The organism is Streptococcus sp. KHUD_010, assembly GCF_040207525.1.
GTDB lineage: Bacteria > Bacillota > Bacilli > Lactobacillales > Streptococcaceae > Streptococcus > Streptococcus hominis.
In genome coordinates this window covers 1739784-1763520 of record NZ_CP157941.1, presented here as the reverse complement: position 1 = coordinate 1763520, position 23737 = coordinate 1739784, and the positions used below count along the sequence as shown (strand labels likewise).

The window sequence follows — 23737 nt, the reverse complement described above, 5'->3', positions numbered from 1 at the left end:
TCATATTTTACCTAATTTAACCGAACAAAAAAATAAAAAAGCCCGATTTTACGGGCTTTCAGAACGTAGACAAACGTCATTTTTGGCGTTTGTCTTTTTGTATTTTCAAAAATATTTTGTCTCATCATCTGATATTCCATCCAAAAATCGGATTTAGAACAAAATAAAAAGGCTTACCCACCCTTATTTTTACTAGTTTTTTGAGATTCAAACACGCCAAAGTAAGCCCAACCTTATCTTCCATCTTGGACTTGCCTTTCTCTCTTGTATAACGGAGGTTGTGGTATTCTTTGGCGGTCCCAAAGAGCCGCTCAATTGTTTCTTTACGCTTCTTATAGAGCTCCTTCATCCCTCTTTGATGTCGAATCTCTTCACAAAATTCAAGCGCATCTTTCCATACATGTCTTGTGATGACTTTCTGATTATTCTGGCTTCGAGTACAAACGGATAATAGGGGACAGGCGACACATACTGTTGGATCACTCTTATACTCACGGTAGCCTGCTCGGGTCGTCGTGCGATAGGTTAATACTTGGTTCTCTGGACAGAGGTAACAGTCATAATAGGAATCGTAAACAAAATTACTGGGTCTTAACTTCCCTTTTACTCCCTTGGGGCGGGTATAGGGGAAGACAGGGGTAATCTCTCTGTCTAACAAAAATTTTGCAATACTTGGGGTTTTATAGCCTGAGTCCGCAATAATGTAGCGTGGGGAGAAAGCTTCTAACTTTGAAAAAAGGGCAGGGAAAGCCTGACTATCATGAACATTTCCTGCTTCAACCGTATAAGCCAAGGCCCAACCATGCTTATCACACGCTACTTGGGCAGAATAGGCAAAGACTTCCTTGTGTTCACCCTTGTGGAACCAACCGTTCTCAGGATCTGTCCTTGAGATTTTCTTTTCTTTAGCCTCGCTTCCTTTTGCGGGCTTTAAGGACTTCTTTTCGTGTTTTCTCCTATCTAAATCAATCTCAACTTCCAATTGCTCCCTCATAAATGTAGCTTGTTGGGCAACTATTTCCTTATGATACTTGTGACTGTTAGCTGCCGCTTTGATAGGGGTACCATCCACAAATATTTCAGAAGAATCAATCAAACCAGCACATAAAGCTTGATGGAGTACGTGTGAAAATATCTCAGTAATCAGTGCTTTATCTTGAAAACGACGGCTGTAATTCTTTCCATATGTAGTAAAATGAGGCACCTTGTCATCCAAGCTTAGTCCAAGAAACCAACGATAAGCTACGTTTACTTCAATGTCTTTAATGGTTTGGCGCATGGAGCGAATGCCATAAAAACATTGAATCAAAGGGATTTTGACCAACATGACGGGATCTAGACTGGGACGACCTTGATCGGGGCTATACGTTTCTTCAACCAAGTCATAGATAAAGTCGAAATCAACCTCTGCTTCCACTTGGCGAAGAAAGTGATCTTCTGGAACCAATTCGTCTATCGTATAGAAGCCATATTGGCAGCGATTATAATCAGGTTTTTCTTTGTGAAACATAGCAAGAACCTCACAACTTTTCTTACCTCTATTATACGACTTTACAAAAAGAAAAGCCCTTAGAAACTTCTGTTCTTAGGACTTTGTCTTCAATCTGAAAGCAACGGTTTTGCCGTTGCTTTTCATTCGGTTAATCCTGTTAAATCAGGTTACGGAAGGCGGTAGACGGATTTGAACCGACGATCAAGCTTTTGCAGAGCCGTGCCTTACCACTTGGCTATACCGCCACAACGTTTATTATTTTATCCTAAAAAATCGTTTTCGTCAAGAGTGTAGATTGCTTTCTCTTTGTAAAATTTTAGTGTTTTCCGATTAAATTTAATCATTAAAGTGGTGAAATTATCATTTTGATAAGCTGACATTACGGCGATGCTTCAATGAATCGGGGCAATAATCCCGATAAAGCTGATGATAAATTTTGGATAATGGCTTCATATTCCATTGTAAATGATGGGATTTAGCGATATACTGTAAGTGGCTCATTGGGACAACCTCCTGTTTGTTTCGTCACTTACAGTATAGTCCTTTTGGGCTTTTTATAGTGTTTTGAGTTTAACTAGCACCACGAGTAGTTTACTATCTATATTTACAGATTTTATAAAGGTAGATATTTACGATAATCGTGAAAAAGCAAAGTCTACTAAAGACATGAGATAAGACAATTGTTCTTTTTCAATTTTACCCGCTGAACAGCATGTAAAAGTGCCTGAAGAGATAGATAGGTGTATTAAGAAGTACGAAATAGAAACCAAAAAGAGTAGAATAGATAGAAGAAAACCAAAGGTTTCTCCTTCATGCTATCCTTAAAAGGTAAGAGCAAGGAAGGAGAAGGAAATGGAGTTCAAGGAGTTGTATGGGAAGGTAAGGGGGATTGTATTAAAGTGCCGTCGGGAATATTATGTCCACCTGTGGGAATTAAGCGATTGGGACCAAGAGGGCATGTTAGTACTCTATCAGTTGGTAAGTCGCTATCCGCAGCTGGTAGAGACAGAAAGTCAGCTCTATGTTTACTATAAGACCAAGTTCCGCAATCATATCCTGGACATCCTCCGTAAACAGGAAAGCCAAAAACGCAAACTCGATCGTCAAGCTTATGAAGAAGTGAGCGAGATAGGTCACAAGCTCAGCCTGAAAGAGTTGTATCTGGATGAATTGGTGATTCTCCGAGACCAGCTAAAGAGCTATCAAGCTCAACTGAGTCCAGAGAAACAAGAGCAGTACGAGCGCTTACTAGCTGATGAACGTTTCAAAGGCCGCCAAGCCATGATTCGAGAATTAAGAGCCTACTTAAAGGACTATAGCGATTAAGATAAGTCAGAACTTTTCTTTTTCAAAGGTCACAAAAAACAAGAAAAATAAAAAAAGATAAAAAAGGTATTGACAAGAAGAGAAGGAGGTGATATACTAAGATAGTTGTCGCTTGAGTGGCGACAAAGACCTTTGAAAACTGAACAAGACGAACCAATGTGCAGGCGACTGTTTAAAGACAGTCCGTCAAACATTAAGAAGAAACAATAAATCTGTCAGTGACAGAAATGAGTGAGAACTCAAACTTTATATGAGAGTTTGATCCTGGCTCAGGACGAACGCTGGCGGCGTGCCTAATACATGCAAGTAGGACGCACAGCCTATACCGTAGCTTGCTACACCATAGGCTGTGAGTTGCGAACGGGTGAGTAACGCGTAGGTAACCTGCCTATTAGAGGGGGATAACTATTGGAAACGATAGCTAATACCGCATAACAGTATGTAACACATGTTAGATGCTTGAAAGATGCAATTGCATCGCTAGTAGATGGACCTGCGTTGTATTAGCTAGTAGGTAGGGTAATGGCCTACCTAGGCAACGATACATAGCCGACCTGAGAGGGTGATCGGCCACACTGGGACTGAGACACGGCCCAGACTCCTACGGGAGGCAGCAGTAGGGAATCTTCGGCAATGGGGGGAACCCTGACCGAGCAACGCCGCGTGAGTGAAGAAGGTTTTCGGATCGTAAAGCTCTGTTGTTAAGGAAGAACGAGTGTGAGAATGGAAAGTTCATACTGTGACGGTACTTAACCAGAAAGGGACGGCTAACTACGTGCCAGCAGCCGCGGTAATACGTAGGTCCCGAGCGTTGTCCGGATTTATTGGGCGTAAAGCGAGCGCAGGCGGTTAGAAAAGTCTGAAGTGAAAGGCAGTGGCTCAACCATTGTAGGCTTTGGAAACTGTTTAACTTGAGTGCAGAAGGGGAGAGTGGAATTCCATGTGTAGCGGTGAAATGCGTAGATATATGGAGGAACACCGGTGGCGAAAGCGGCTCTCTGGTCTGTCACTGACGCTGAGGCTCGAAAGCGTGGGGAGCGAACAGGATTAGATACCCTGGTAGTCCACGCCGTAAACGATGAGTGCTAGGTGTTGGGTCCTTTCCGGGGCTCAGTGCCGCAGCTAACGCATTAAGCACTCCGCCTGGGGAGTACGACCGCAAGGTTGAAACTCAAAGGAATTGACGGGGGCCCGCACAAGCGGTGGAGCATGTGGTTTAATTCGAAGCAACGCGAAGAACCTTACCAGGTCTTGACATCCCTCTGACCGCTCTAGAGATAGAGTTTCCCTTCGGGGCAGAGGTGACAGGTGGTGCATGGTTGTCGTCAGCTCGTGTCGTGAGATGTTGGGTTAAGTCCCGCAACGAGCGCAACCCTTATTGTTAGTTGCCATCATTGAGTTGGGCACTCTAGCGAGACTGCCGGTAATAAACCGGAGGAAGGTGGGGATGACGTCAAATCATCATGCCCCTTATGACCTGGGCTACACACGTGCTACAATGGCTGGTACAACGAGTCGCAAGCCGGTGACGGCAAGCTAATCTCTGAAAGCCAGTCTCAGTTCGGATTGTAGGCTGCAACTCGCCTACATGAAGTCGGAATCGCTAGTAATCGCGGATCAGCACGCCGCGGTGAATACGTTCCCGGGCCTTGTACACACCGCCCGTCACACCACGAGAGTTTGTAACACCCGAAGTCGGTGAGGTAACCGTAAGGAGCCAGCCGCCTAAGGTGGGATAGATGATTGGGGTGAAGTCGTAACAAGGTAGCCGTATCGGAAGGTGCGGCTGGATCACCTCCTTTCTAAGGAAAAAACGGAAGCCATTGAGTTTGTCTTGTTTAGTTTTGAGAGGTCTTGTGGGGCCTTAGCTCAGCTGGGAGAGCGCCTGCTTTGCACGCAGGAGGTCAGCGGTTCGATCCCGCTAGGCTCCATTAGGATAGAATCCTACTGAACTTAATAAAGAAGTGAAGTTGAATACGAGACTAACTTCTTAGGAAAAAAGATAAATTTCCTTGTGTTCATGGAACACAACGTCAGTTTTCTATTTTTCTACAGAAGTCTTCGCAAGCGAATCGTCTCTTAATATCCTAAGATTAGCACATTGAAAATTGAATAACGATATCAAATAGTAACAAGAAAATAAACCGAAAACGCTGTGAATATTAATGAGTATATGACTGAGAGGTCAAAGATAAGGTTAAGTTAGTAAGGGCGCACGGTGGATGCCTTGGCACTAGGAGCCGAAGAAGGACGTGACAAACGACGAAATGCCTTGGGGAGCTGTAAGTAAGCGTAGATCCAGGGATATCCGAATGGGGGAACCCAACAGGTAGATGCCTGTTACCCGTATCTGTTAAGGATATGAGGAGGAAGACACAGTGAACTGAAACATCTAAGTAGCTGCAGGAAGAGAAAGCAAAAGCGATTGCCTGAGTAGCGGCGAGCGAAAGGGCAAGAGGGCAAACCGAGAAGTTTACTTCTCGGGGTTGTAGGACTGCGATGTGGACTTAAAGATTATAGAAGAAGACCTTGGGAAAGGTTGCCAGAGAGAGTAAGAGCCTCGTATTTTAAATAGTCTTTATACCTAGCAGGATCCTGAGTACGGCGGGACACGAGGAATCCCGTCGGAATCTGGGAGGACCATCTCCCAACCCTAAATACTCCCTAGTGACCGATAGTGAACCAGTACCGTGAGGGAAAGGTGAAAAGCACCCCGGGAGGGGAGTGAAAGAGAACCTGAAACCGTGTGCCTACAACAAGTTCGAGCCCGTTAATGGGTGAGAGCGTGCCTTTTGTAGAATGAACCGGCGAGTTACGTTATGATGCGAGGTTAAGTTGAAGAGACGGAGCCGTAGGGAAACCGAGTCTGAAGAGGGCGCCATAGTATCATGACGTAGACCCGAAACCATGTGACCTACCCATGAGCAGGTTGAAGGTGAGGTAAAACTCACTGGAGGACCGCACCAGGGCACGTTGAAAAGTGCTTGGATGACTTGTGGGTAGCGGAGAAATTCCAAACGAACTTGGAGATAGCTGGTTCTCTCCGAAATAGCTTTAGGGCTAGCGTCGACAGAAAGATTCTTGGAGGTAGAGCACTGTTTGGGTGAGGGGTCCATCCCGGATTACCAATCTCAGATAAACTCCGAATGCCAATGAATTATGGTCGGCAGTCAGACTGCGAGTGCTAAGATCCGTAGTCGAAAGGGAAACAGCCCAGACCACCAGCTAAGGTCCCAAAATAATTGTTAAGTGGAAAAGGATGTGGGGTTGCACAGACAACTAGGATGTTAGCTTAGAAGCAGCTATTCATTCAAAGAGTGCGTAATAGCTCACTAGTCGAGTGACCCTGCGCCGAAAATGTACCGGGGCTAAAACAATTTACCGAAGCTGTGGATCCTTTAGGGGATGGTAGGAGAGCGTTCTATGTGTGGCGAAGGTGTACCGTGAGGAGCGCTGGAACGCATAGAAGTGAGAATGCCGGTATGAGTAGCGCAAGACAGGTGAGAATCCTGTCCACCGTAAGACTAAGGTTTCCAGGGGAAGGCTCGTCCGCCCTGGGTTAGTCGGGACCTAAGGAGAGACCGAAAGGTGTATCTGATGGCCAACAGGTAGAGATTCCTGTACTAGAGTATAGAGTGAAGGAGGGACGCAGTAGGCTAACTCAAGCGTGCGAATGGAAGAGCACGTCTAAGCAGTGAGGTGTGATAGGAGTCAAATGCTTCTATCTGTAACATTGAGCTGTGATGGGGAGCGAAGTTTAGTAGCGAAGTGAGTGACGTCACACTGCCAAGAAAAGCTTCTAGCGTTAATTTATACTCTACCCGTACCGCAAACCGACACAGGTAGTCGAGGCGAGTAGCCTCAGGTGATCGAGAGAACTCTCGTTAAGGAACTCGGCAAAATGACCCCGTAACTTCGGGAGAAGGGGTGCTCAGTGTAACTGAGCCGCAGTGAATAGGCCCAAGCAACTGTTTATCAAAAACACAGCTCTCTGCTAAATCGTAAGATGATGTATAGGGGGTGACGCCTGCCCGGTGCTGGAAGGTTAAGAGGAGTGCTTAGCGGTAACGCGAAGGTATGAATTGAAGCCCCAGTAAACGGCGGCCGTAACTATAACGGTCCTAAGGTAGCGAAATTCCTTGTCGGGTAAGTTCCGACCCGCACGAAAGGCGTAATGATTTGGGCACTGTCTCAACGAGAGACTCGGTGAAATTTTAGTACCTGTGAAGATGCAGGTTACCCGCGACAGGACGGAAAGACCCCATGGAGCTTTACTGCAGTTTGATATTGAGTGTCTGTGCCACATGTACAGGATAGGTAGGAGCCAAAGAGATCGGGACGCCAGTTTCGATGGAGGCGATGTTGGGATACTACCCTTGTGTTATGGCCACTCTAACCCGGATAGGTGATCCCTATCGGAGACAGTGTCTGACGGGCAGTTTGACTGGGGCGGTCGCCTCCTAAAAGGTAACGGAGGCGCCCAAAGGTTCCCTCAGATTGGTTGGAAATCAATCGCAGAGTGTAAAGGTATAAGGGAGCTTGACTGCGAGAGCAACAACTCGAGCAGGGACGAAAGTCGGGCTTAGTGATCCGGTGGTTCCGTATGGAAGGGCCATCGCTCAACGGATAAAAGCTACCCTGGGGATAACAGGCTTATCTCCCCCAAGAGTTCACATCGACGGGGAGGTTTGGCACCTCGATGTCGGCTCGTCGCATCCTGGGGCTGTAGTCGGTCCCAAGGGTTGGGCTGTTCGCCCATTAAAGCGGCACGCGAGCTGGGTTCAGAACGTCGTGAGACAGTTCGGTCCCTATCCGTCGCGGGCGAAGGAAATTTGAGAGGATCTGCTCCTAGTACGAGAGGACCAGAGTGGACTTACCGCTGGTGTACCAGTTGTTCTGCCAAGAGCATCGCTGGGTAGCTATGTAGGGAAGGGATAAACGCTGAAAGCATCTAAGTGTGAAACCCACCTCAAGATGAGATTTCCCATAACGTTATGTTAGTAAGAGCCCTGAGAGAAGATCAGGTAGATAGGTTAGGAGTGGAAGTTGTGTGAGCAATGGAGCGGACTAATACTAATAGCTCGAGGACTTATCCAAGAAGTAATGAGAACGTGAAGAAAAGCGTATGATTTTAGGGAATCAGCGCAGAAGTCATAGGGACTTCAAGCGGATTTATCTAAATCACTAGCTTTTTAGTTCGAATACAATTACTTAAGTAATGAAGGCAGATCTAGTAAGGATTTAGCCGGAGTACAATTTCATTGAGAAAGATAGCGTAGAGGTAAACCTTTTACAATTTGAGACGTTATTCAATTTTGAGTGTGTTAGATACTCAGTAGTTAAGTGACGATAGCCTAGGAGATACACCTGTACCCATGCCGAACACAGAAGTTAAGCCCTAGAACGCCGGAAGTAGTTGGGGGTTGCCCCCTGTGAGATATGGTAGTCGCTTAGCAAGGATAGGAAGTAGAGATACTTCCTTTTTGGGAGTTTAGCTCAGCTGGGAGAGCATCTGCCTTACAAGCAGAGGGTCAGCGGTTCGATCCCGTTAACTCCCATTTCTTTAAGCGGGTGTAGTTTAGTGGTAAAACTACAGCCTTCCAAGCTGTTGTCGCGAGTTCGATTCTCGTCACCCGCTTTGAACAGAGATGTTCAACCATACCAAGTTTTTGGACTTGGGCGCGTAGCTCAGGTGGTTAGAGCGCACGCCTGATAAGCGTGAGGTCGGTGGTTCGAGTCCACTCGTGCCCATTTTAAGATATATGGTCCGTTGGTCAAGGGGTTAAGACACCGCCTTTTCACGGCGGTAACACGGGTTCGAATCCCGTACGGACTATAAAAATTTTATTGGAGGATTACCCAAGTCCGGCTGAAGGGAACGGTCTTGAAAACCGTCAGGCGTGTAAAAGCGTGCGTGGGTTCGAATCCCACATCCTCCTTAGTAGGAATAGCGCGGGATGGAGCAGCTAGGTAGCTCGTCGGGCTCATAACCCGAAGGTCGTAGGTTCAAATCCTGCTCCCGCAATAAGTAGGCTCGGTAGCTCAGTTGGTAGAGCAATGGATTGAAGCTCCATGTGTCGGCGGTTCGATTCCGTCTCGCGCCATATCAGTTTAATATCAGGAAGGGTAGCGAAGAGGCTAAACGCGGCGGACTGTAAATCCGCTCCTTCGGGTTCGGGGGTTCGAATCCCTCCCCTTCCATACCTTTACGGGCATAGTTTAAAGGTAGAACTAAGGTCTCCAAAACCTTCAGTGTGGGTTCAATTCCTACTGCCCGTGTTTATTGTGATATGGCGGGTGTGGTGAAGTGGTTAACACACCAGATTGTGGCTCTGGCATGCGTGGGTTCGATCCCCATCACTCGCCTATTTTATATTATTGGGGTATAGCCAAGCGGTAAGGCAAGGGACTTTGACTCCCTCATGCGTTGGTTCGAATCCAGCTACCCCAGTTTAACTTTGCCGGCGTGGCGGAATTGGCAGACGCGCTGGACTCAAAATCCAGTGTCCGCAAGGACGTGCCGGTTCGACCCCGGCCGCCGGTATAGCTTAAGTTTGAGAAACGTTGATTTATCAGCGTTTCTTTTGTTTTTGGTCAACTTTTGGTCAACTTTATATGGCTCTTTGTCAACTGTAGTGGGTTGAAGAAAAGCTAAGATCGAGAAAGGGCGAATTTCGTTCTTTCTTTTTTGATGTTCAGAGCGATAAAAATCCGTTTTTTGAAGTTTTCAAAGTTCCGAAAACCAAAGGCATTGCGTTTGATAAGTTTGATGAGATTATTAGTTGCTTCCAATTTAGCATTGGAATAGGGTAGTTGAAGGGCGTTGACAATCTTTTCTTTATCCTTGAGGAAGGTTTTAAAGACAGTCTGAAAAAGAGGATGGACCCGCTTTAGATTGTCCTTAATGAGTCCGAAAAATTTGTCAGGGTCCTTGTTCTGAAAGTGAAAAAGCAAGAGCTGATAGTGGTGTTTCAAGTCTTGCGAATAGCTCAATAGTTTGTCTAGGATTTCTTTATTGGTTAAGTGCATACGAAAAGTAGGGCGATAAAATCGCTTATCACTCAATTTACGGCTATCCTGTTGAATGAGCTTCCAGTAACGTTTGATGGCCTTATATTCATGGGATTTTCGTTCAAACTGATTCATGATTTGGACACGCAAACGACTCATAGCACGGCTTAAGTGTTGAACAATGTGAAAGCGATCCAGAACGATTTTAGCACACGGAAAAAGCTGTTTAGCTAAGTCATAGTAGGGACTAAACATATCCATCGTAATGATTTTCACCTGACAGCGAACAGCTCGATTGTAGCGGAGAAAATGATTTCTTATGATAGCTTGTGTTCTTCCCTCAAGGACAGTGATGATATCGAGCTTTTCAAAATCTTGTGCAATGAAACTCATCTTTCCCTTAGTGAAGGCATACTCATCCCAGGATATAATCTCAGGAAGGCGAGAAAAATCATGCTCAAAGTGAAAGTCATTGAGCTTGCGAATGACAGTTGAAGTTGAAATAGACAGCTGATGAGCAATATCGGTCATAGAAGCCTTTTCAATCAACTTTTGAGCAATCTTTTGGTTGATGATACGAGGGATTTGGTGATTCTTCTTGACGAGAGAAGTCTCAGCGACCATTATTTTCGAACAATGATAGCACTTGAAACGACGCTTTTTCAGGAGAATTCTAGTAGGCATACCAGTCGTTTCGAGGTAAGGAATCTTAGACGATTTTTGAAAGTCATATTTCTTCATTTGATTTTCGCAATCAGGACAAGATGGGGCGTCGTAGTCCAGTTTAGCGATGATTTCCTTGTGTGTATCTCTATTAACAACATCTATAATTTGGATATTAGGGTCTTTGATATCGAGTAGTTTTGAGGTAAAATGTAATGGTTCCATATGATTCTTTCTAAATGATGGTTTGATCGCTTTTCATTATAGGTCATATGGGACTTTTTTTCACCTTGAATATACAATATAAGTGCACAATAAAAACTCATAAGATTTTCTAGTAAAATAGAATTGAACAAACTAGTTACGAAAGGAAATCTTATGAGCTATCATCATTTTACCATAGATGAGCGTGAGAGTATTCTCATTTACCGTATGCAAGGCCTAAATTTTTCTCAAATTGCTAAGTTGCCCCATCGTTATCCGTATAGTATTAGCCGCGAGTGGAAACGGATGCTTGAAATAGATCACAATTTAAGCAATACCGTCAAGCATCTATTTCTCGATTATCAATGGTCTCCTGAAGAAATAGAAGGCCGGTTGCGATTAGAGTACGGGAAAGCTGTTATTAGTTATCAAACAATCTATAGAGCCATCTATCGCGGTCACTTTGACGACAAGCTTTTATATGGCGCTCGTGGTGTCATATAAAAGCTCCGTCATCGTGGGAAAACACCTCATACAAAAGATCATGTCGAAAATAGAGGGCAAATGTCTATTTCTCATACCATTCACGAAAGACTTGAAGACGCTAATAACCGAACTAGAATAGGAGATTGGGAAGCAGATACTGTTGCAGGTAAAACTGGAAAAGCTTGTTTAGTGACTCTAACGGATCGCTATTCTCGTTTTCTTAAAATCCAGAAGGTAGCTATCAAGAAAAGCAAGTTGGTTATAGAAACTATGGTAAAAATGTTAGAACCCTTGACAAAGCATACAGTAACTCCCGATAGAGGGAAAGAATTCACGTATCACAGAAATTGAGTGGTCAATTGAAAGTTGAAGTTTATTTTCCAGACCCTCATGCTCCATGGCAACGAGGGTCTAACGAGAATACGAATGGACTAGTAAGAGAATATTTTCCAAAAGGAAGTGATCTAACATTGGTTGATAATCAAACCCATTCAGCTGTGGGAGAACAAACTTAATAATAGACCACGAAAGTGTCTTAATTGGAAGACACCTTATGAAGTTTTCTACGAGGAAAATGTGCACTTAATTTGACAGTTCAAGGTTTAATATTCCCCTTATTTAGCCTTTTGTAAATAAATTGTAATTTTAAGGACAGAAAGTGTTCTATTTATTTGCAATTTCTCTTATGAAAATAACAATCGCTCTTTGCCTCTTCAATTATTTTCTCTTTCTTTTACCTCAATCACATAAAGCATAGAGAATAGGTTTTAAACGAAATTGTCCCAATTAGTCGATGAAGTTCATTATAACAAACTATCGCATTTTCAACTAAAATATGTAGAATTGTTGTTTATATTTCCTGCCAATTATTGACATAGTATAACAAAAGCCCGTCTCTTTTGGAGAAATACCCGTCGGAACACAAGTATCTTGTTCATTCAGCATAGTTTTCTCTTTCTAATAAACGATTTGTATCTCAATTAGTAACCACACTTATAGTTAGTTATAAAAGTATCTCAATTGTAGTAAGCAACTTCCGCCCTTTTCGCTTTACTATCTTGCTTTACTATCTTATCGTACAGTTCAAACAATTCTTTATTAAGAATCCCATATATAATAAAGGATACACTAAACGGCTATAATAAAATCCATAATCTATTTTTGTTGAAATAGTATTATACAAAAAATCAGGATATAAATATTGCTTGCGTACAGAAAAATGCGTTCTAATAACCCAAAGAAGGGTTTTAAAAAAGGTAAAATAAGTGCGGCGACCAATCCATATAAACCAATCTTTATCAGCCATTCTATTGCCAAGAAGAAAACAGCTAACGAAGGCACTAATGCACTCATTACATCGGTCAATTGAAAAAGAAAAATGGCCAAGACGGTAAACTGTAAAATAGCAAATAGCAAGTGCAGGCGACCGCTGATTGTTTTGTGGCTTCCCTCAATATCTGTTGGAAAAACCATGACTCCGAAATAGCCAACCAAAGCCAGTACTAATAACCAAATAGCTTTTTCTTTAAAGGCAGCCTCATAGTTCCAACAGATAAGAGCACCTATCAAGAAAATATTACGGAATGTACTGACAATTCCTGCCCAGTTAAAAAGATATTTATACTCCCCTACCCCATAGTCACTGACAGCATGTCTGATAGGACTGTAGATGCCCTTATTTTTTAAATGCAAGTCTAACATTAAATAGAAATAGACTAAAATACAAAGGATGACTAAAAAACTAAAACAGCTGGTCAACATATAAAAGAACCTTCTTCCTTAATAAATATAGAATTCAAAGCAGATTAAACAACCTCGGTTTAGTATAGTCTTCGCCTTTATATCAGTAAAAATATACTGCTATTATTGAAGATATGCACAGCAGATGAAAAAAGGAGATTATCTGTTTTGTGATAAGTATAAGCAAAGACAAGACCTGACATAAAATGAGGTAAAACGCCTAACAATTCATTGGCTGTAAAATGATTGACATGAATCATGGCAAAACAAAGACTGGATAAAAAAATCGCCACTCCCACAGAGCAATATTTTTTAAAAAAATTTAGCAAAATATAACGATAGATAATTTCTTCAACAAAAGGTCCTAAGATACCTAAAACCAAGATTAGCAGAGGTACAGGAAACAAATTCATTGCCGATCCAATATTGGTATCGTTAGTTAAGTTTGACTGGTCAATGTTAAAAAATGAATAGTCAAACTGAGCTAAAAAACTGCCTGCTATCGTAAAGAGGGTCATCGCTAAAAAGACAAGCAGCGTAATCCCCAAACTTTTCAGCTTATGCTGTTTTATCCACGACAAATTTTCCTTTAACCGATAACGCAACACATAGAGTCCAAATAAAGCTAGGAAAATATAAGCCAGCAGCGGGATAATCATTCTAAGTGACTGATTTCCATATGAAAAATGTATAAAATGCGGAATTACAAAAAGAAGAAAATAAATACCCGCAATTAAGGCTAATCCTCTTGTCTCTTTCGTCATTTCTGACCTCCAATATTAATGATTGTATTTTTGAAAATGAGAATAGATGAAAAAGATTAAGAAGCAGAGAAAAAGGAAACTAAAAAATAGGATATTTGTCAGACTAACGAGCGAGCAGCATAGGAATACACCAACTAAGCCAAGCATTTGCCCGATTTCCACCTTACTAACCGAATGAGATGTCGATTTTAGCAAAACTGTCCGACCGCATAATTTATCTAAAGAAATATGATAAATATCTGCTAACTGTATTAGACTGATGCCATCTGGAATCGTTTTGTCATTTTCCCAGTTAGAAACTGTTTGCCGGGAGACACCAAGCAAATTAGCTACTTGAATCTGACTATAGCCAAATACTTCTCTGCTTCTTCTTAACTGGTTTCCAAGCATTTCTCTTTTCATCATCATCATATCGTTTTTCTCCTTTTTGGTCTAGGTTAAATTCTTTAACATTTAGGGAGGAGCTAAGTCAAAATTCTTTGACAGGCCCTATTGTACAACTTTTAACCGATTAATCCGTTTTATGTTATTTTTTCTCAATTTTCTCTTAAGAGTAAAATAATATCATTTTTAATATAATTCGTACTTCTTATCATCTTAATAAATTCGTAAGGATATTTAGTCCTCTTTCTAATTCTTCCATATTTTCTGGCGAACAGATGGATACTCGTAAGGCTGACTGCTCTATGACACCGCCGACAAAAAACCGTTCTGCACAAAGAATTTCTACACCATGCTGCTGGGCAAGAGTTTCAACTTCATATCCTTTCCATTCCTTTGGTAATGGCAGCCATTGAAATAAAGCAAAAGGATTCTCAGAAGTAACTTCAGGGAAGAACTGACGGTAAAGACGATTGCGTTCTTCTGACAATCGGTTTTTTTGCTGGATAATTTCTTGGGCTTGTCCACTTGAAATGAGTTCACTGGTAATTTCAGCATTTAACAAAGAGATATGAGTATTGATATTATTAGCTGTAAGTGAAATCTTTTTGATAAATCGGTCAGGCACGACCATATAGGCGATCCGCAAGCCAGGAAACAACGCTTTTGAAAGCCCATGGATATAAAAGGTACAGTCAGGAATCAGGCTGGCTAATGGAGGCGGCTGTTGCTTATTGATAAAGGCATAGGTATCATCTTCAATTAACAAAAGCTGATGTTTTATGATGATATCAGCTAAAGTTTTTCGGCGCTGTGCGGTTAAGGTAGCACCAGTTGGATTATTGTTTGTTGGCACTAGGTAAATTCCCTTAATCTGATGCTGTTGCCACTTTTTCTCCAAATCTTCAGGAAGAATGCCTTTAGTATCAGATATGATGGGAATCAATTCAATCCGAAACTGACGGGCTAGGGAGATAAAATTGGTATAGGTAAAGGTATCTGTGGCAATCTTATCACCAGCCTGAAATACCGTTAGAAAAAGCAAAACAAGTGCGTTTTGAGTGCCGGAGGTTAGAAAGATATTCTCTTGAGAAGTACTGAGAGAAAAATTTTTCAGCCAATACTGGGCAATTCTTGTGTGCCAGTCGGTATCATTAACCGTATCAAAGCGAAAGAGTCTATCAATAGAAGGGCTCTGCAGCAATCGCCTAACGGTATCTGATGCAATAGTGTTCAGTTGATAGTAAGGTCTCAGATTACCGAGTGGAATTAGTGACTGATTCTTTTCAAGCGCCCCTAAAGGAGTTGCTTTATTTGGCGACACAAACGTTCCCTTGCCAATAACAGCATAAATGATTCCTTTTTGTTCGCATAGTTTAAAAGCTCGTGTAATAGTGCTGAGATTAATATCTAAAAAGTCTGCTAACTCACGCTGTGGCGGCAATTTGGTTTCAGCTGCCAGCCGGCCACTGACAATATCTTGCTCTAGCAACTCTGCCAGTGTAAGGTACAGAGGGGCTTTTAACAGTTTCTTATTAGGTTTCCACGTCATGGGATAATGTTCAAATGAATTAACAGACATATTCTCTCCTTATAAAATTATCTTGCCGACAATTTTTTGGATAATAAGAGCCAATTTTTTATTTATAATGATATTGTACGAATTGTATGGTTTTAATCTTATTATAGCAGATTAAAAGGAGAAAATAAATGACGGACTTAACCAAAGGAAATGAATTAAAAACTATACTCTATTTTTCTGTTCCCATCCTCTTAGGAAATTTATTTGAGCAATTATATAATGTGACGGACACTGCCATTGTCGGAAATCTTGTGGGGACAAAAGGATTGGCAGCTGTTGGTGCTAGTACTCAGTTAGTAACCTTAACAGTTGCCCTTTCAATAGGAATTTCCATTGGAGCCAGTGTACTTATCTCCCAGCTTTATGGAGCAAAACGTTTCCAAAAGATGAAAGATATTCTTGATACGAACTTGATTTTCACGAGTATTCTAGCTTTTATTTTAACAATTTTGGGGATTTTCTATTCGAGTATATTTCTAAGACAATTAAATGTACCTCAATCTTTATTAGCTGATGCGGATGTTTATTTAAAAATTATCTTTTTAGGCTTGGTGCCGCTTTTTGCATACAATACTTTAGCGAATTGTTTGAGAGGGATTGGAGATTCTAAGACACCAACTTATATTTTAATTAGTTCGGTTTGTCTGAATGTATTTTTAGATGTAGTTTTTATTGCGGGCTTTCATTATGGTGTTGCTGGTGCCGCCGGTGCTACTGTCATCGCTCAGTATTTTTCTTTCTTTGTCTGTTTATTGTACATGAAGCAAAAATATCCAGATTTGTTTCCTCATTTATTCGATTTAAAATGGAGCAACAAAGAATTGCGTTCATCGTTATCTATCGGTCTTCCCGCTATGTTGCAGCAGGTTTTCATTAGTTTTGGCTTTCTGGTGATTCAGTTTCTTGTCAACAGTTTTGGAACAAGCGCTATTGCAGCCTATACAGCGGCGTCTAAGGTTGACTCTTTTGCAGAAATGCCTGCTGTTAATCTCGGACAGGCATTGATGAATTTTACAGCCCAAAATGAAGGGGCCGGGAAAAGAGAGCGCATTAGCAAGGGTGGTAGAAGTACCTTATTATTTTCAATCAGTTTATCAATCTGCATTTCTGTTATGATTTTTGTTTTTGCTCCAGCATTCATTTCCATTTTTAATCATGATGCAGCCGTCATTCAAATCGGTCAACAGTATTTGCGTATTGTATCAAGCTTTTATCTGATTTTTGGAGCGATGCAGGTGTTAAATGGTTTATTATTAGGTTATGGAAAATCTCTTCTTCCTTTGATTGCTTCTATCACAACTTTCTGTATTCTCCAAGTGCCTTTAGCCGTCTTGTTATCTCGCACTTCCCTAGGATTTAATGGCATTTGGATGGCCGCTCCTTTTGGCTGGACGGCAGGCTTTCTGATGCGACTGTTTTATTATAGATATATTTTAAAAAGAACAAATTCTCTGTAGAATGAATAAGCATAAACTATGATGGCTTTTCTATCTCTAATCCCTTTTTATTCTTTTTACAATGAAAAGGGATTTTATTATACTCTTAGAATTGACAAAACAATGTAGACAGTGTATACTAACGGTGTAGACAACGTATACTTTTGGAGGAGACTATGAAACGTAACACAGCTGGATTGAAAGAAAGACTCATTCAGACAGGAGTGGAAGAAATCAAAAAACATGGCATTGAACAACTTTCGCTGAGAACTATCGCTAAATCTTGTGGTGTGACCCACGGAACTCCTTATCGTCATTTTGAAAGCAAAGAAAATTATTTAAAAGTGGTTTTAAAACGCCTCTCTACTTTTCTCAATCAAGAAATGCAACAGGAAATTGATTTGGAAGCTTCTGCTCGTCATCAATTGACTAAAATGGGTTTTAACTTCATCACCTTTGCCAAACAGTATCCATATTTCTTTGAAGCTCTTTTTGTTAAATTTCCTTTCAAATATATAAGGGTCACACAGGATACTATTTCGCTGGATTCAGATTTGCCAGGTTTTGAAGAATTTAAGCGTATTGTTTTGAAGCTTCGTAAAGAGGAACAGTTCACCAATAGTGAAACTGAAACATTGTTTCACTTTTGGAGTTTCATTTCAGGTTTTGCCGTTCTGGCGAACAGTCCCATTGGTTATGATCTTGATAACAAAGCGATTCAAACCACTATTGACCATATGCTTGATATTTATATCAAAGGAGAACGATCATGAATATTTTAATCATCTATACTCACCCAACCCATCAAAGTTTTAACTGCGCAATTCTCAAGCAGGTTCAAGCTAACATTTCGAGCAAACATTCTGTTAAAACCTTAGATTTATACAATGAGCAATTTGACCCGATATTACGATTTGATGAAAGTCATAAACGGCGTGACTTGGACAAAGTTGTTGAAATGAAAGAATACCGTGATTTGATTACCTGGGCGGATCATCTAATCTTTATTTTCCCTCTTTGGTGGAGTGGTATGCCTGCCATACTCAAAGGGTTCATTGACCGTGTTTTTGTAGCAGGTTTTGCTTATTCTTATAAAAAAGTCGGTCTTGAAGGGCATTTACAAGGGAAATCTGCTTGGATCATCACGACTCATAACACACCTTCTTTTGTAACACCTTTTGCACAGGATTATGGCAAAGTCCTAAAAAATCAAATTTTAAAAACTTGCGCTGTTGCACCGGTTAAATTGACTCAATTAGCAGGTGTCGAAAAGATTTCCGATGATAAACGTCAACAATTTTTGGAAGACATAGCTCAGATCGCCAGCTGCATTTGATAAATGTCAATAAAATTATAAAAACAAACTTTTCTTGGAATTTTGACTGTATGTCAGGTAGAGAGCAAGAAGAGAGGAAATGCTGATGTTAGAATTAAAGCATATTACAAAGATTTACAATAGTGGTGAGGAAGAAAACCGAGTACTGAATGATGTATCCATCCGTTTTGGTGAACATGAATTTGTCTCTATCCTAGGCGCTAGTGGCAGTGGCAAAACAACTCTCCTCAATATTATTGGTGGTTTAGATAGTTATGATGAAGGAGATATGATTGTAGATGGCACTTCGACGAAATCTTTCAAAGATAAAGATTGGGATAGTTATCGTAATGGGACCATTGGTTTCATCTTTCAAAATTACCAGCTCATCAGCCATTTGTCAGTATTAGAAAATGTTAAAATAGCTCTATCTATCTCAGGTCTATCCAATAAAGAAAGTCAGGAAAGAGCAGTTGTAGCTCTGAAAGATGTTGGACTGGAGCAGCATATTTACAAGAAACCCAATCAATTATCTGGTGGTCAGATGCAGCGAGTGGCTATTGCTCGGGCCTTGGTAACCAATCCTAAAATTATTTTAGCTGATGAACCTACTGGCGCACTAGACAGTAGCACTAGTATACAAATTATGAAACTGATTAAGAAAATCAGTCAGGGTAAGTTGGTTATTATGGTGACTCATAATCCTGAGTTGGCAGAAAACTGTAGTAGTCGAATTGTCCGATTATCAGATGGAAAGATTATCGAAGATACAGCCCCAAATCTTCAAATTGATTCCAATAAGGGTTACAAGCTTGGTAAAACTTCTATGTCTTTTGCTCGGGCAATTAGCTCTAGTTTTAAAAATTTGCTGACTAAGAAAGTTCGGAGTATCTTAACGATTTTTGCAGCGAGTATTGGAATTATAGGTATTGCTTCTGTTTTAGCGATTTCATCTGGGATGAATGGCTATATTAAAAGTATGCAGGAAGACACCCTTTTCACTATGCCCATAACTATATCAGCAGCAGACTCAGGAGGAATTCGAACCTTATCCGATCGATTAGCAGAAAAAACTGAAAAACCAATCAAAGAAATCAAGGTAGCTGAGCAAGGGAAAACACATCAGAATCATTACACTGAAGATGCTCTAGGGGGAAAAGACGGTGATTTCATCTCATATATGAAAAAGCATGCTAAATCTTACTACAAAAGTCTAAATTTCAATACTGGTTATATTCTTAAGGCTTTTGTCAAGGATACAGATGGTCAGATCCATCAGATTCAAGATAATGTGGTACGAACTTTAATGGCAACTACTACCAACTTTGCAGTTCTTCCAACAGATGAAACCACCATTACGGATAAGTACCGATTAGTTGCTAGCGAAGATAAGATATTTAAGTATCCAACTGGTAATCAAGCTATTCTATTTTTAGATTCAGATGGTAGTTTAAGTGAACAACAACTTGCTATGTTAGGTTATAAGGGGAAAAATAAAGTAAAGATAGAAGAACTTCTTGGTAAAGAAATCCATGTTCTTACAAATGACCAATATTTCCGACAAATTGGAGAGCGCTTTATTCCTAATGAAGTGACAGACAGCCTTTATCAAGAAGGGCAAACTCTGAGAATAACAGAAATCATGCAGCTAAAGGATGCTACCACAACCCCATTTAATGGAACAATTGGCTATAGTCAAACTTTTCTCAATCAATTATTGAAGGTAGAAAAAAGTTCAGCTATTGTTCAAGCACAGGAAAAAAGCCAGACCCGTAGTGCCTTGGAAATCAGTGGCGAGGTTCTGTCAGAAGAAAGCTACCAAACAATGATGCAACAACTAGGAGGTGACAACACACCAACAAGTTTAAGTTTTTATGCCAAGTCTTTTGAAGATCGAAAGAAGATCCTGCAAACTATACACACCTTTAATGAAGATGTAGCCAAAAAATATGGCAAAAACAGCAATGATTATGAACGCTATTCTGTCTCCTATACGGATATGGCAAAAACAGTATCAGAGGCTTTTACTGATATTATTGGTTCTGTAACCTTTATTCTAACTGCCTTTTCAGGCATCTCACTGTTAGTTTCTTCCATTATGATTGGAATTTTAATCTATGTTTCTGTTGTAGAGAGAACGAAAGAAATCGGAATTTTGCGAGCTCTGGGAAGCCGTAAGAAAGATATTTCGCGCATTTTTAATGCTGAAGCAGGGCTGTTGGGCTTGAGCTCTGGGGTATTAGGTATCGGAATAGCAGCACTTCTGACTATTCCCATTAACCAATTGGTAGCTGATTCGTTGAATATCAAAGATTTTACAGCTAACCTCTCTCCTGAGAATGCAGCTGCATTAGTGGCTCTTAGCATTATTTTGACATTCTTTGCCGGCTATATTCCTTCCAAGATTGCCGCTCGCAAGAATCCTGTTGAAGCTCTTCGAACCGAATAGAGCAATGCAAGAATCGGGAAATTCTATTCCTTTGGGTAATCTGAGATAGAGTCCTAAAGAGTATCTAAAAATAGTTTCATAATTTCTGTAGTAAGTAAAATTATCCTACTTCACTAATTTCCCATACCATTCGTAAAAAAACAATAAAAAACCGATAAGTATTTGAAATAGGGAATAGAGAATATTGGTCAAAATGATAGAAATTGTCTTGCCACACTAACAGATTTGCTATTTTCATTTCCTCAAATCAACTAGCTGTTAAAGTAGGATAATTATAACTGCTAATGACTCTGATGGTGAAGTAATTGACAAATGAAATCACAACACCGGATAAAGATTGATGATTTCTTAATTCAAAAAAATAGGAAGAAAAACTAAATCATAGAGCTCAGAAATGTCTAAATTGAATAATATCTTATGAAGTATCTATGAGGAATTTGTGCACCTAATTTGATAATTCAGTACCTAATAAATAGGGAGAAAAATATAGATGAAAACATTAATCATAGTAACACACTCAGATATGGAACATTCAACCATTAATAAACGTTGGATTGAGGAATTGGGGAAATATCTAGAAGAATATACAATTTCATGAATTATATAAAGAATGCCCAGAAGGTACTATAAATAAAAAAAGAGAATAGTAATTAGTTGAATCTCATCAAAACTTAGTTTTTCAATTTCCTATATTTAATTTTTCTAGTCCGTCATTGCTAAAAAGTGGATAGATAATGTATTAATTTATGGTTAGTCTTATGGTAAAAATGGAGGAGATAAATTACAGAGGAGAAAAATAGCATTAGCAGTATCTGCTGGGATTCAGGAAAAGGATTATCAACCTGATGGGAAATATTATTATACTCTTGAGCAGGGATTAGTTCCTTTTAAGATTTTATTTAAATTTTTATTGTCGCTAAAATTATCGTGATCTCTTTGCTTTTTATGGTTCAGAGAGGACACCCGGTTTCAACAAAGTAAGAAATTGAGAGAAGCGCATCTGCATATATTCAATTTTTAAAACATATATAATATTGGTCGTTAGGAGGTATTTATTATGGCTGTTTTGCAACTTCATAGAAAACTAAGTTTTGTCAATGACAGAGGCTTGCTTTATCTGATAGTGGACGATGTCAATCAAGGCAGAGTTACTGCAATTGTAGATAAGCAAATTGAACTATCGGCAGGAAAACATTCTCTTTATATTAAAGACATTCTGGGATTTACAAGTCAGGCATTACTTCTAGATATCAAAGAAAATGACAATGTCTCTGTTACAGTTGGGAACGCCCCCCCTTTCATTGTGTTAGTTGTTTTACTCCTTATCTTATCTATTCTGTTTAAGACTATGCCGTTTACAGCTGGTCTTTCTCTGGTGAACTGGGGGCTTCCAATTTTATGGATTATTTTCTTACTTTATTTAGTAGTTTTTCGCCGCCATAATCTTTATGATATTTCAAAATAAGGCAAACTTGCAGAGCAGTATGCTCAGTTCTCCTAGTTTTGTTTAAAGAATAGAATGAACAAGTTGAGAATTTGGCAATCAGATATTTTAGGTTGGGAATAATATATTGTAAGTAAGGGATTTTAGTGGTATAATAAGGACAGCCCGTTTGAATAACTACCACATTTTTTCTTACAGTATAATACAACTGGTTTTTTGTTAACTTATTCCACCTATCACTATGAATATAAACTATATAAATTAGCCAAAATTTGATGATAGAGTGATAAGCTAAAAATCTGAATTTAGTCATATGAATTAAAACTGTTATGAACCAAATTATTATTGATCCCTTTGTGGAAGGATTTAAAGAAACGACTATCACGGAAGTGTTGTTTGCGATTGCCGTCGGAAAAAGATCTCACAGTAGCATATTGTACAATTCATTGGCAATCATTAACAAGGAGGAGTTTAATTAGACGATGAAAACAATCGGTTTAATCGGGGGTATGAGTTGGGAAAGCACCACTTCTTACTACCAAATTATAAACGAAACTATCAAAAGGGAACTAGGCGGTCTACATTCTGCTAAAATCCTGCTTTACAGTGTGGATTTTGCAGAGATTGAGCATTATCAGGCTGTTGGAGACTGGGACAAGAGTGCGCAGGTGCTGGCGGACATTGCCCAGCGCTTAGAGCAGGCGGGTGCGGACTTTATCGTCATCTGTACCAATACCATGCACAAGGTTGCACCGCAGATTCAGAAGAAAATTGCAATTCCAATTTTGCAAATTGCGCAAGCAACTGCTCAAGCCCTGGTAGATGATGGTATTCGAAAGGTTGGACTCTTGGGGACTAAGTACACCATGACCCAAGACTTTTACAAGGAGAAATTACTAGAATCTGGGCTAGAAGTGCTGATTCCAGACCAAGCAGGCATTGCGGACGTCAATCGGATTATCTATGATGAACTCTGTCTGGGAGATATCAGAGAAAGTTCAAAACAGACATATCTTACCGTTATAGACGATTTAAAAAATGCTGGTGCAGAAGCCGTTATCCTAGGCTGTACAGAGATTGGTCTTCTAGTAAAGCAATCTGATATAGCTCTTCCTCTTTATGATACAACAGTTATCCATGCAGAGAAAGCAGCGAAGATGGGGATTGAGTGAAAGAATGGTTGTATTTAGCTTAAGTTCTTAAGACTATGAGTCAATTATTGGGGGATTTGATTCACGATATTTTTATACAAGCTTTCTAAAAAGAGATAAAAAAGAGGATGTTAGATAATTTTCAGAAGTTTTAGTAAGAAAAATTCTTAATGATAGAAGTGACGGAAAATTGATATGGTGATATGGTATTGTAGAAACTAGGATTTTAGAAAATATTAGTTTCTTTGCAGAAAGGCTGAAAATGATAAAAGTGCAGTAATAAAGGCTTTTAG

13 protein-coding genes, 14 tRNA genes, 3 rRNA genes and 2 pseudogenes are annotated in these 23737 nt (G+C 40.2%); 24 read left to right on the top strand and 8 right to left on the bottom strand.

Annotation, left to right across the window (positions count from 1 at the left end; translation table 11 throughout):
- Positions 1-124: 124 nt before the first annotated feature.
- The 3 genes and pseudogenes from ABKA15_RS08675 to ABKA15_RS08665 all read right to left on the bottom strand — a co-directional run.
- A complete protein-coding gene (locus tag ABKA15_RS08675) occupies positions 125-1510 on the bottom strand; it encodes an IS1182 family transposase (protein WP_192208576.1) in 1386 nt (461 codons plus the stop codon).
- A 156-nt stretch (positions 1511-1666) separates the two neighbouring features.
- Positions 1667-1737, bottom strand: a tRNA-Cys gene (locus ABKA15_RS08670).
- A 40-nt stretch (positions 1738-1777) separates the two neighbouring features.
- Positions 1778-1993 (bottom strand): annotated as a pseudogene (locus ABKA15_RS08665) (hypothetical protein); the annotation flags it as partial.
- A gap of 351 nt (positions 1994-2344) precedes the next feature.
- Between ABKA15_RS08665 and ABKA15_RS08660 the strand changes: the two are divergent.
- The 17 genes from ABKA15_RS08660 (at position 2345) to ABKA15_RS08580 (ending at position 9362) form a co-directional block, all read left to right on the top strand.
- A complete protein-coding gene (locus tag ABKA15_RS08660) occupies positions 2345-2818 on the top strand; it encodes a sigma-70 family RNA polymerase sigma factor (RefSeq protein WP_192208621.1) in 474 nt (157 codons plus the stop codon).
- A 246-nt stretch (positions 2819-3064) separates the two neighbouring features.
- Positions 3065-4620: ribosomal RNA gene (locus tag ABKA15_RS08655) — 16S ribosomal RNA — on the top strand.
- Positions 4621-4676: 56 nt separating this feature from the next.
- Positions 4677-4749, top strand: a tRNA-Ala gene (locus tag ABKA15_RS08650).
- A gap of 264 nt (positions 4750-5013) precedes the next feature.
- Positions 5014-7915, top strand: a 23S ribosomal RNA gene (locus ABKA15_RS08645).
- Between the two features lie 242 nt (positions 7916-8157).
- Positions 8158-8273, top strand: a 5S ribosomal RNA gene (gene rrf / locus ABKA15_RS08640).
- The 16S, 23S and 5S rRNA genes sit together here with 13 tRNA genes alongside, the layout of an rRNA operon.
- Before the next feature lie 30 nt (positions 8274-8303).
- A tRNA-Val gene (locus ABKA15_RS08635) sits at positions 8304-8376 on the top strand.
- A 9-nt stretch (positions 8377-8385) separates the two neighbouring features.
- Positions 8386-8456 (top strand) — tRNA-Gly (locus ABKA15_RS08630).
- Positions 8457-8495: 39 nt separating this feature from the next.
- Positions 8496-8569 (top strand) — tRNA-Ile (locus ABKA15_RS08625).
- Positions 8570-8582: 13 nt separating this feature from the next.
- Positions 8583-8654: transfer RNA gene (locus tag ABKA15_RS08620), tRNA-Glu, on the top strand.
- A gap of 13 nt (positions 8655-8667) precedes the next feature.
- Positions 8668-8757: transfer RNA gene (locus ABKA15_RS08615), tRNA-Ser, on the top strand.
- Between the two features lie 12 nt (positions 8758-8769).
- Positions 8770-8843, top strand: a tRNA-Met gene (locus tag ABKA15_RS08610).
- A gap of 6 nt (positions 8844-8849) precedes the next feature.
- Positions 8850-8922 (top strand) — tRNA-Phe (locus ABKA15_RS08605).
- A gap of 16 nt (positions 8923-8938) precedes the next feature.
- Positions 8939-9019 (top strand) — tRNA-Tyr (locus ABKA15_RS08600).
- A gap of 7 nt (positions 9020-9026) precedes the next feature.
- A tRNA-Trp gene (locus ABKA15_RS08595) sits at positions 9027-9097 on the top strand.
- 14 nt (positions 9098-9111) lie between these two features.
- Positions 9112-9184: transfer RNA gene (locus ABKA15_RS08590), tRNA-His, on the top strand.
- A gap of 13 nt (positions 9185-9197) precedes the next feature.
- Positions 9198-9269 (top strand) — tRNA-Gln (locus ABKA15_RS08585).
- A gap of 9 nt (positions 9270-9278) precedes the next feature.
- A tRNA-Leu gene (locus ABKA15_RS08580) sits at positions 9279-9362 on the top strand.
- 107 nt (positions 9363-9469) lie between these two features.
- Here ABKA15_RS08580 and ABKA15_RS08575 read toward each other — a convergent pair.
- On the bottom strand, positions 9470-10717 hold the full coding sequence (locus tag ABKA15_RS08575) for an ISL3 family transposase (RefSeq protein ID WP_186832786.1): 1248 nt from the start codon (positions 10715-10717) through the stop codon (positions 9470-9472).
- 153 nt (positions 10718-10870) lie between these two features.
- Here ABKA15_RS08575 and ABKA15_RS08570 point away from each other — a divergent pair.
- A pseudogene (locus tag ABKA15_RS08570) lies at positions 10871-11773 on the top strand (IS30 family transposase).
- 564 nt (positions 11774-12337) lie between these two features.
- On the opposite strand, the gene ABKA15_RS08565 reads toward ABKA15_RS08570, so the two are convergent.
- The 4 genes from ABKA15_RS08565 to ABKA15_RS08550 all read right to left on the bottom strand — a co-directional run bounded on the left by ABKA15_RS08565 (position 12338) and on the right by ABKA15_RS08550 (position 15649).
- Positions 12338-12943 (bottom strand): DUF998 domain-containing protein, encoded by a 606-nt coding sequence (locus ABKA15_RS08565; RefSeq protein ID WP_049514087.1) that lies wholly within the window; start codon positions 12941-12943, stop codon positions 12338-12340.
- 77 nt (positions 12944-13020) lie between these two features.
- Positions 13021-13686: a type II CAAX endopeptidase family protein gene (locus ABKA15_RS08560; RefSeq protein ID WP_049514085.1), complete on the bottom strand. Its 666-nt coding sequence runs from the start codon at positions 13684-13686 to the stop codon at positions 13021-13023.
- A 15-nt stretch (positions 13687-13701) separates the two neighbouring features.
- The gene (locus ABKA15_RS08555) at positions 13702-14097 is read right to left on the bottom strand and encodes a helix-turn-helix transcriptional regulator (protein ID WP_225620222.1); all 396 of its coding nucleotides are present in this window, start codon (positions 14095-14097) and stop codon (positions 13702-13704) included.
- A 181-nt stretch (positions 14098-14278) separates the two neighbouring features.
- Positions 14279-15649 carry a PLP-dependent aminotransferase family protein gene (locus tag ABKA15_RS08550; RefSeq protein WP_049514083.1) on the bottom strand — a complete coding sequence of 457 codons (1371 nt, stop codon included), beginning with the start codon at positions 15647-15649 and terminating at the stop codon, positions 14279-14281.
- Positions 15650-15777: 128 nt separating this feature from the next.
- Here ABKA15_RS08550 and ABKA15_RS08545 point away from each other — a divergent pair, with 128 nt between their 5' ends.
- The 6 genes from ABKA15_RS08545 (at position 15778) to ABKA15_RS08520 (ending at position 23465) form a co-directional block, all read left to right on the top strand.
- Positions 15778-17106, top strand: a complete 1329-nt coding sequence (locus ABKA15_RS08545; protein WP_049514082.1) for an MATE family efflux transporter — start codon at positions 15778-15780, stop codon at positions 17104-17106.
- Between the two features lie 155 nt (positions 17107-17261).
- Positions 17262-17858, top strand: a complete 597-nt coding sequence (locus ABKA15_RS08540) for a TetR/AcrR family transcriptional regulator (protein WP_049514080.1) — start codon at positions 17262-17264, stop codon at positions 17856-17858.
- On the top strand, positions 17855-18421 hold the full coding sequence (locus ABKA15_RS08535; protein ID WP_049514079.1) for an NAD(P)H-dependent oxidoreductase: 567 nt from the start codon (positions 17855-17857) through the stop codon (positions 18419-18421). The genes ABKA15_RS08540 and ABKA15_RS08535 overlap by 4 nt, the downstream gene beginning before the upstream one ends.
- A gap of 85 nt (positions 18422-18506) precedes the next feature.
- Positions 18507-20849 (top strand): ATP-binding cassette domain-containing protein, encoded by a 2343-nt coding sequence (locus ABKA15_RS08530; RefSeq protein ID WP_350015347.1) that lies wholly within the window; start codon positions 18507-18509, stop codon positions 20847-20849.
- Between the two features lie 1057 nt (positions 20850-21906).
- Positions 21907-22314 carry a hypothetical protein gene (locus tag ABKA15_RS08525; protein WP_049514075.1) on the top strand — a complete coding sequence of 136 codons (408 nt, stop codon included), beginning with the start codon at positions 21907-21909 and terminating at the stop codon, positions 22312-22314.
- A 461-nt stretch (positions 22315-22775) separates the two neighbouring features.
- On the top strand, positions 22776-23465 hold the full coding sequence (locus tag ABKA15_RS08520; RefSeq protein WP_049514074.1) for an aspartate/glutamate racemase family protein: 690 nt from the start codon (positions 22776-22778) through the stop codon (positions 23463-23465).
- The last annotated feature ends 272 nt before the right edge of the window (positions 23466-23737 follow it).

What these genes read in the sequence shown, in the direction of transcription:
- ABKA15_RS08535 (WP_049514079.1), top strand. Translation starts at nt 17,855, where the DNA reads ATGAATATTTTAATCATCTATACTCACCCAACCCATCAAAGTTTTAAC.
- ABKA15_RS08660 (WP_192208621.1), top strand. Translation starts at nt 2,345, where the DNA reads ATGGAGTTCAAGGAGTTGTATGGGAAGGTAAGGGGGATTGTATTAAAG.
- ABKA15_RS08550 (WP_049514083.1), bottom strand. Translation starts at nt 15,649, where the DNA reads ATGTCTGTTAATTCATTTGAACATTATCCCATGACGTGGAAACCTAAT.
- ABKA15_RS08520 (WP_049514074.1), top strand. Translation starts at nt 22,776, where the DNA reads ATGAAAACAATCGGTTTAATCGGGGGTATGAGTTGGGAAAGCACCACT.
- ABKA15_RS08555 (WP_225620222.1), bottom strand. Translation starts at nt 14,097, where the DNA reads ATGATGATGATGAAAAGAGAAATGCTTGGAAACCAGTTAAGAAGAAGC.
- ABKA15_RS08675 (WP_192208576.1), bottom strand. Translation starts at nt 1,510, where the DNA reads ATGTTTCACAAAGAAAAACCTGATTATAATCGCTGCCAATATGGCTTC.
- ABKA15_RS08525 (WP_049514075.1), top strand. Translation starts at nt 21,907, where the DNA reads ATGGCTGTTTTGCAACTTCATAGAAAACTAAGTTTTGTCAATGACAGA.
- ABKA15_RS08565 (WP_049514087.1), bottom strand. Translation starts at nt 12,943, where the DNA reads ATGTTGACCAGCTGTTTTAGTTTTTTAGTCATCCTTTGTATTTTAGTC.
- ABKA15_RS08530 (WP_350015347.1), top strand. Translation starts at nt 18,507, where the DNA reads ATGTTAGAATTAAAGCATATTACAAAGATTTACAATAGTGGTGAGGAA.
- ABKA15_RS08540 (WP_049514080.1), top strand. Translation starts at nt 17,262, where the DNA reads ATGAAACGTAACACAGCTGGATTGAAAGAAAGACTCATTCAGACAGGA.
- ABKA15_RS08575 (WP_186832786.1), bottom strand. Translation starts at nt 10,717, where the DNA reads ATGGAACCATTACATTTTACCTCAAAACTACTCGATATCAAAGACCCT.
- ABKA15_RS08560 (WP_049514085.1), bottom strand. Translation starts at nt 13,686, where the DNA reads ATGACGAAAGAGACAAGAGGATTAGCCTTAATTGCGGGTATTTATTTT.
- ABKA15_RS08545 (WP_049514082.1), top strand. Translation starts at nt 15,778, where the DNA reads ATGACGGACTTAACCAAAGGAAATGAATTAAAAACTATACTCTATTTT.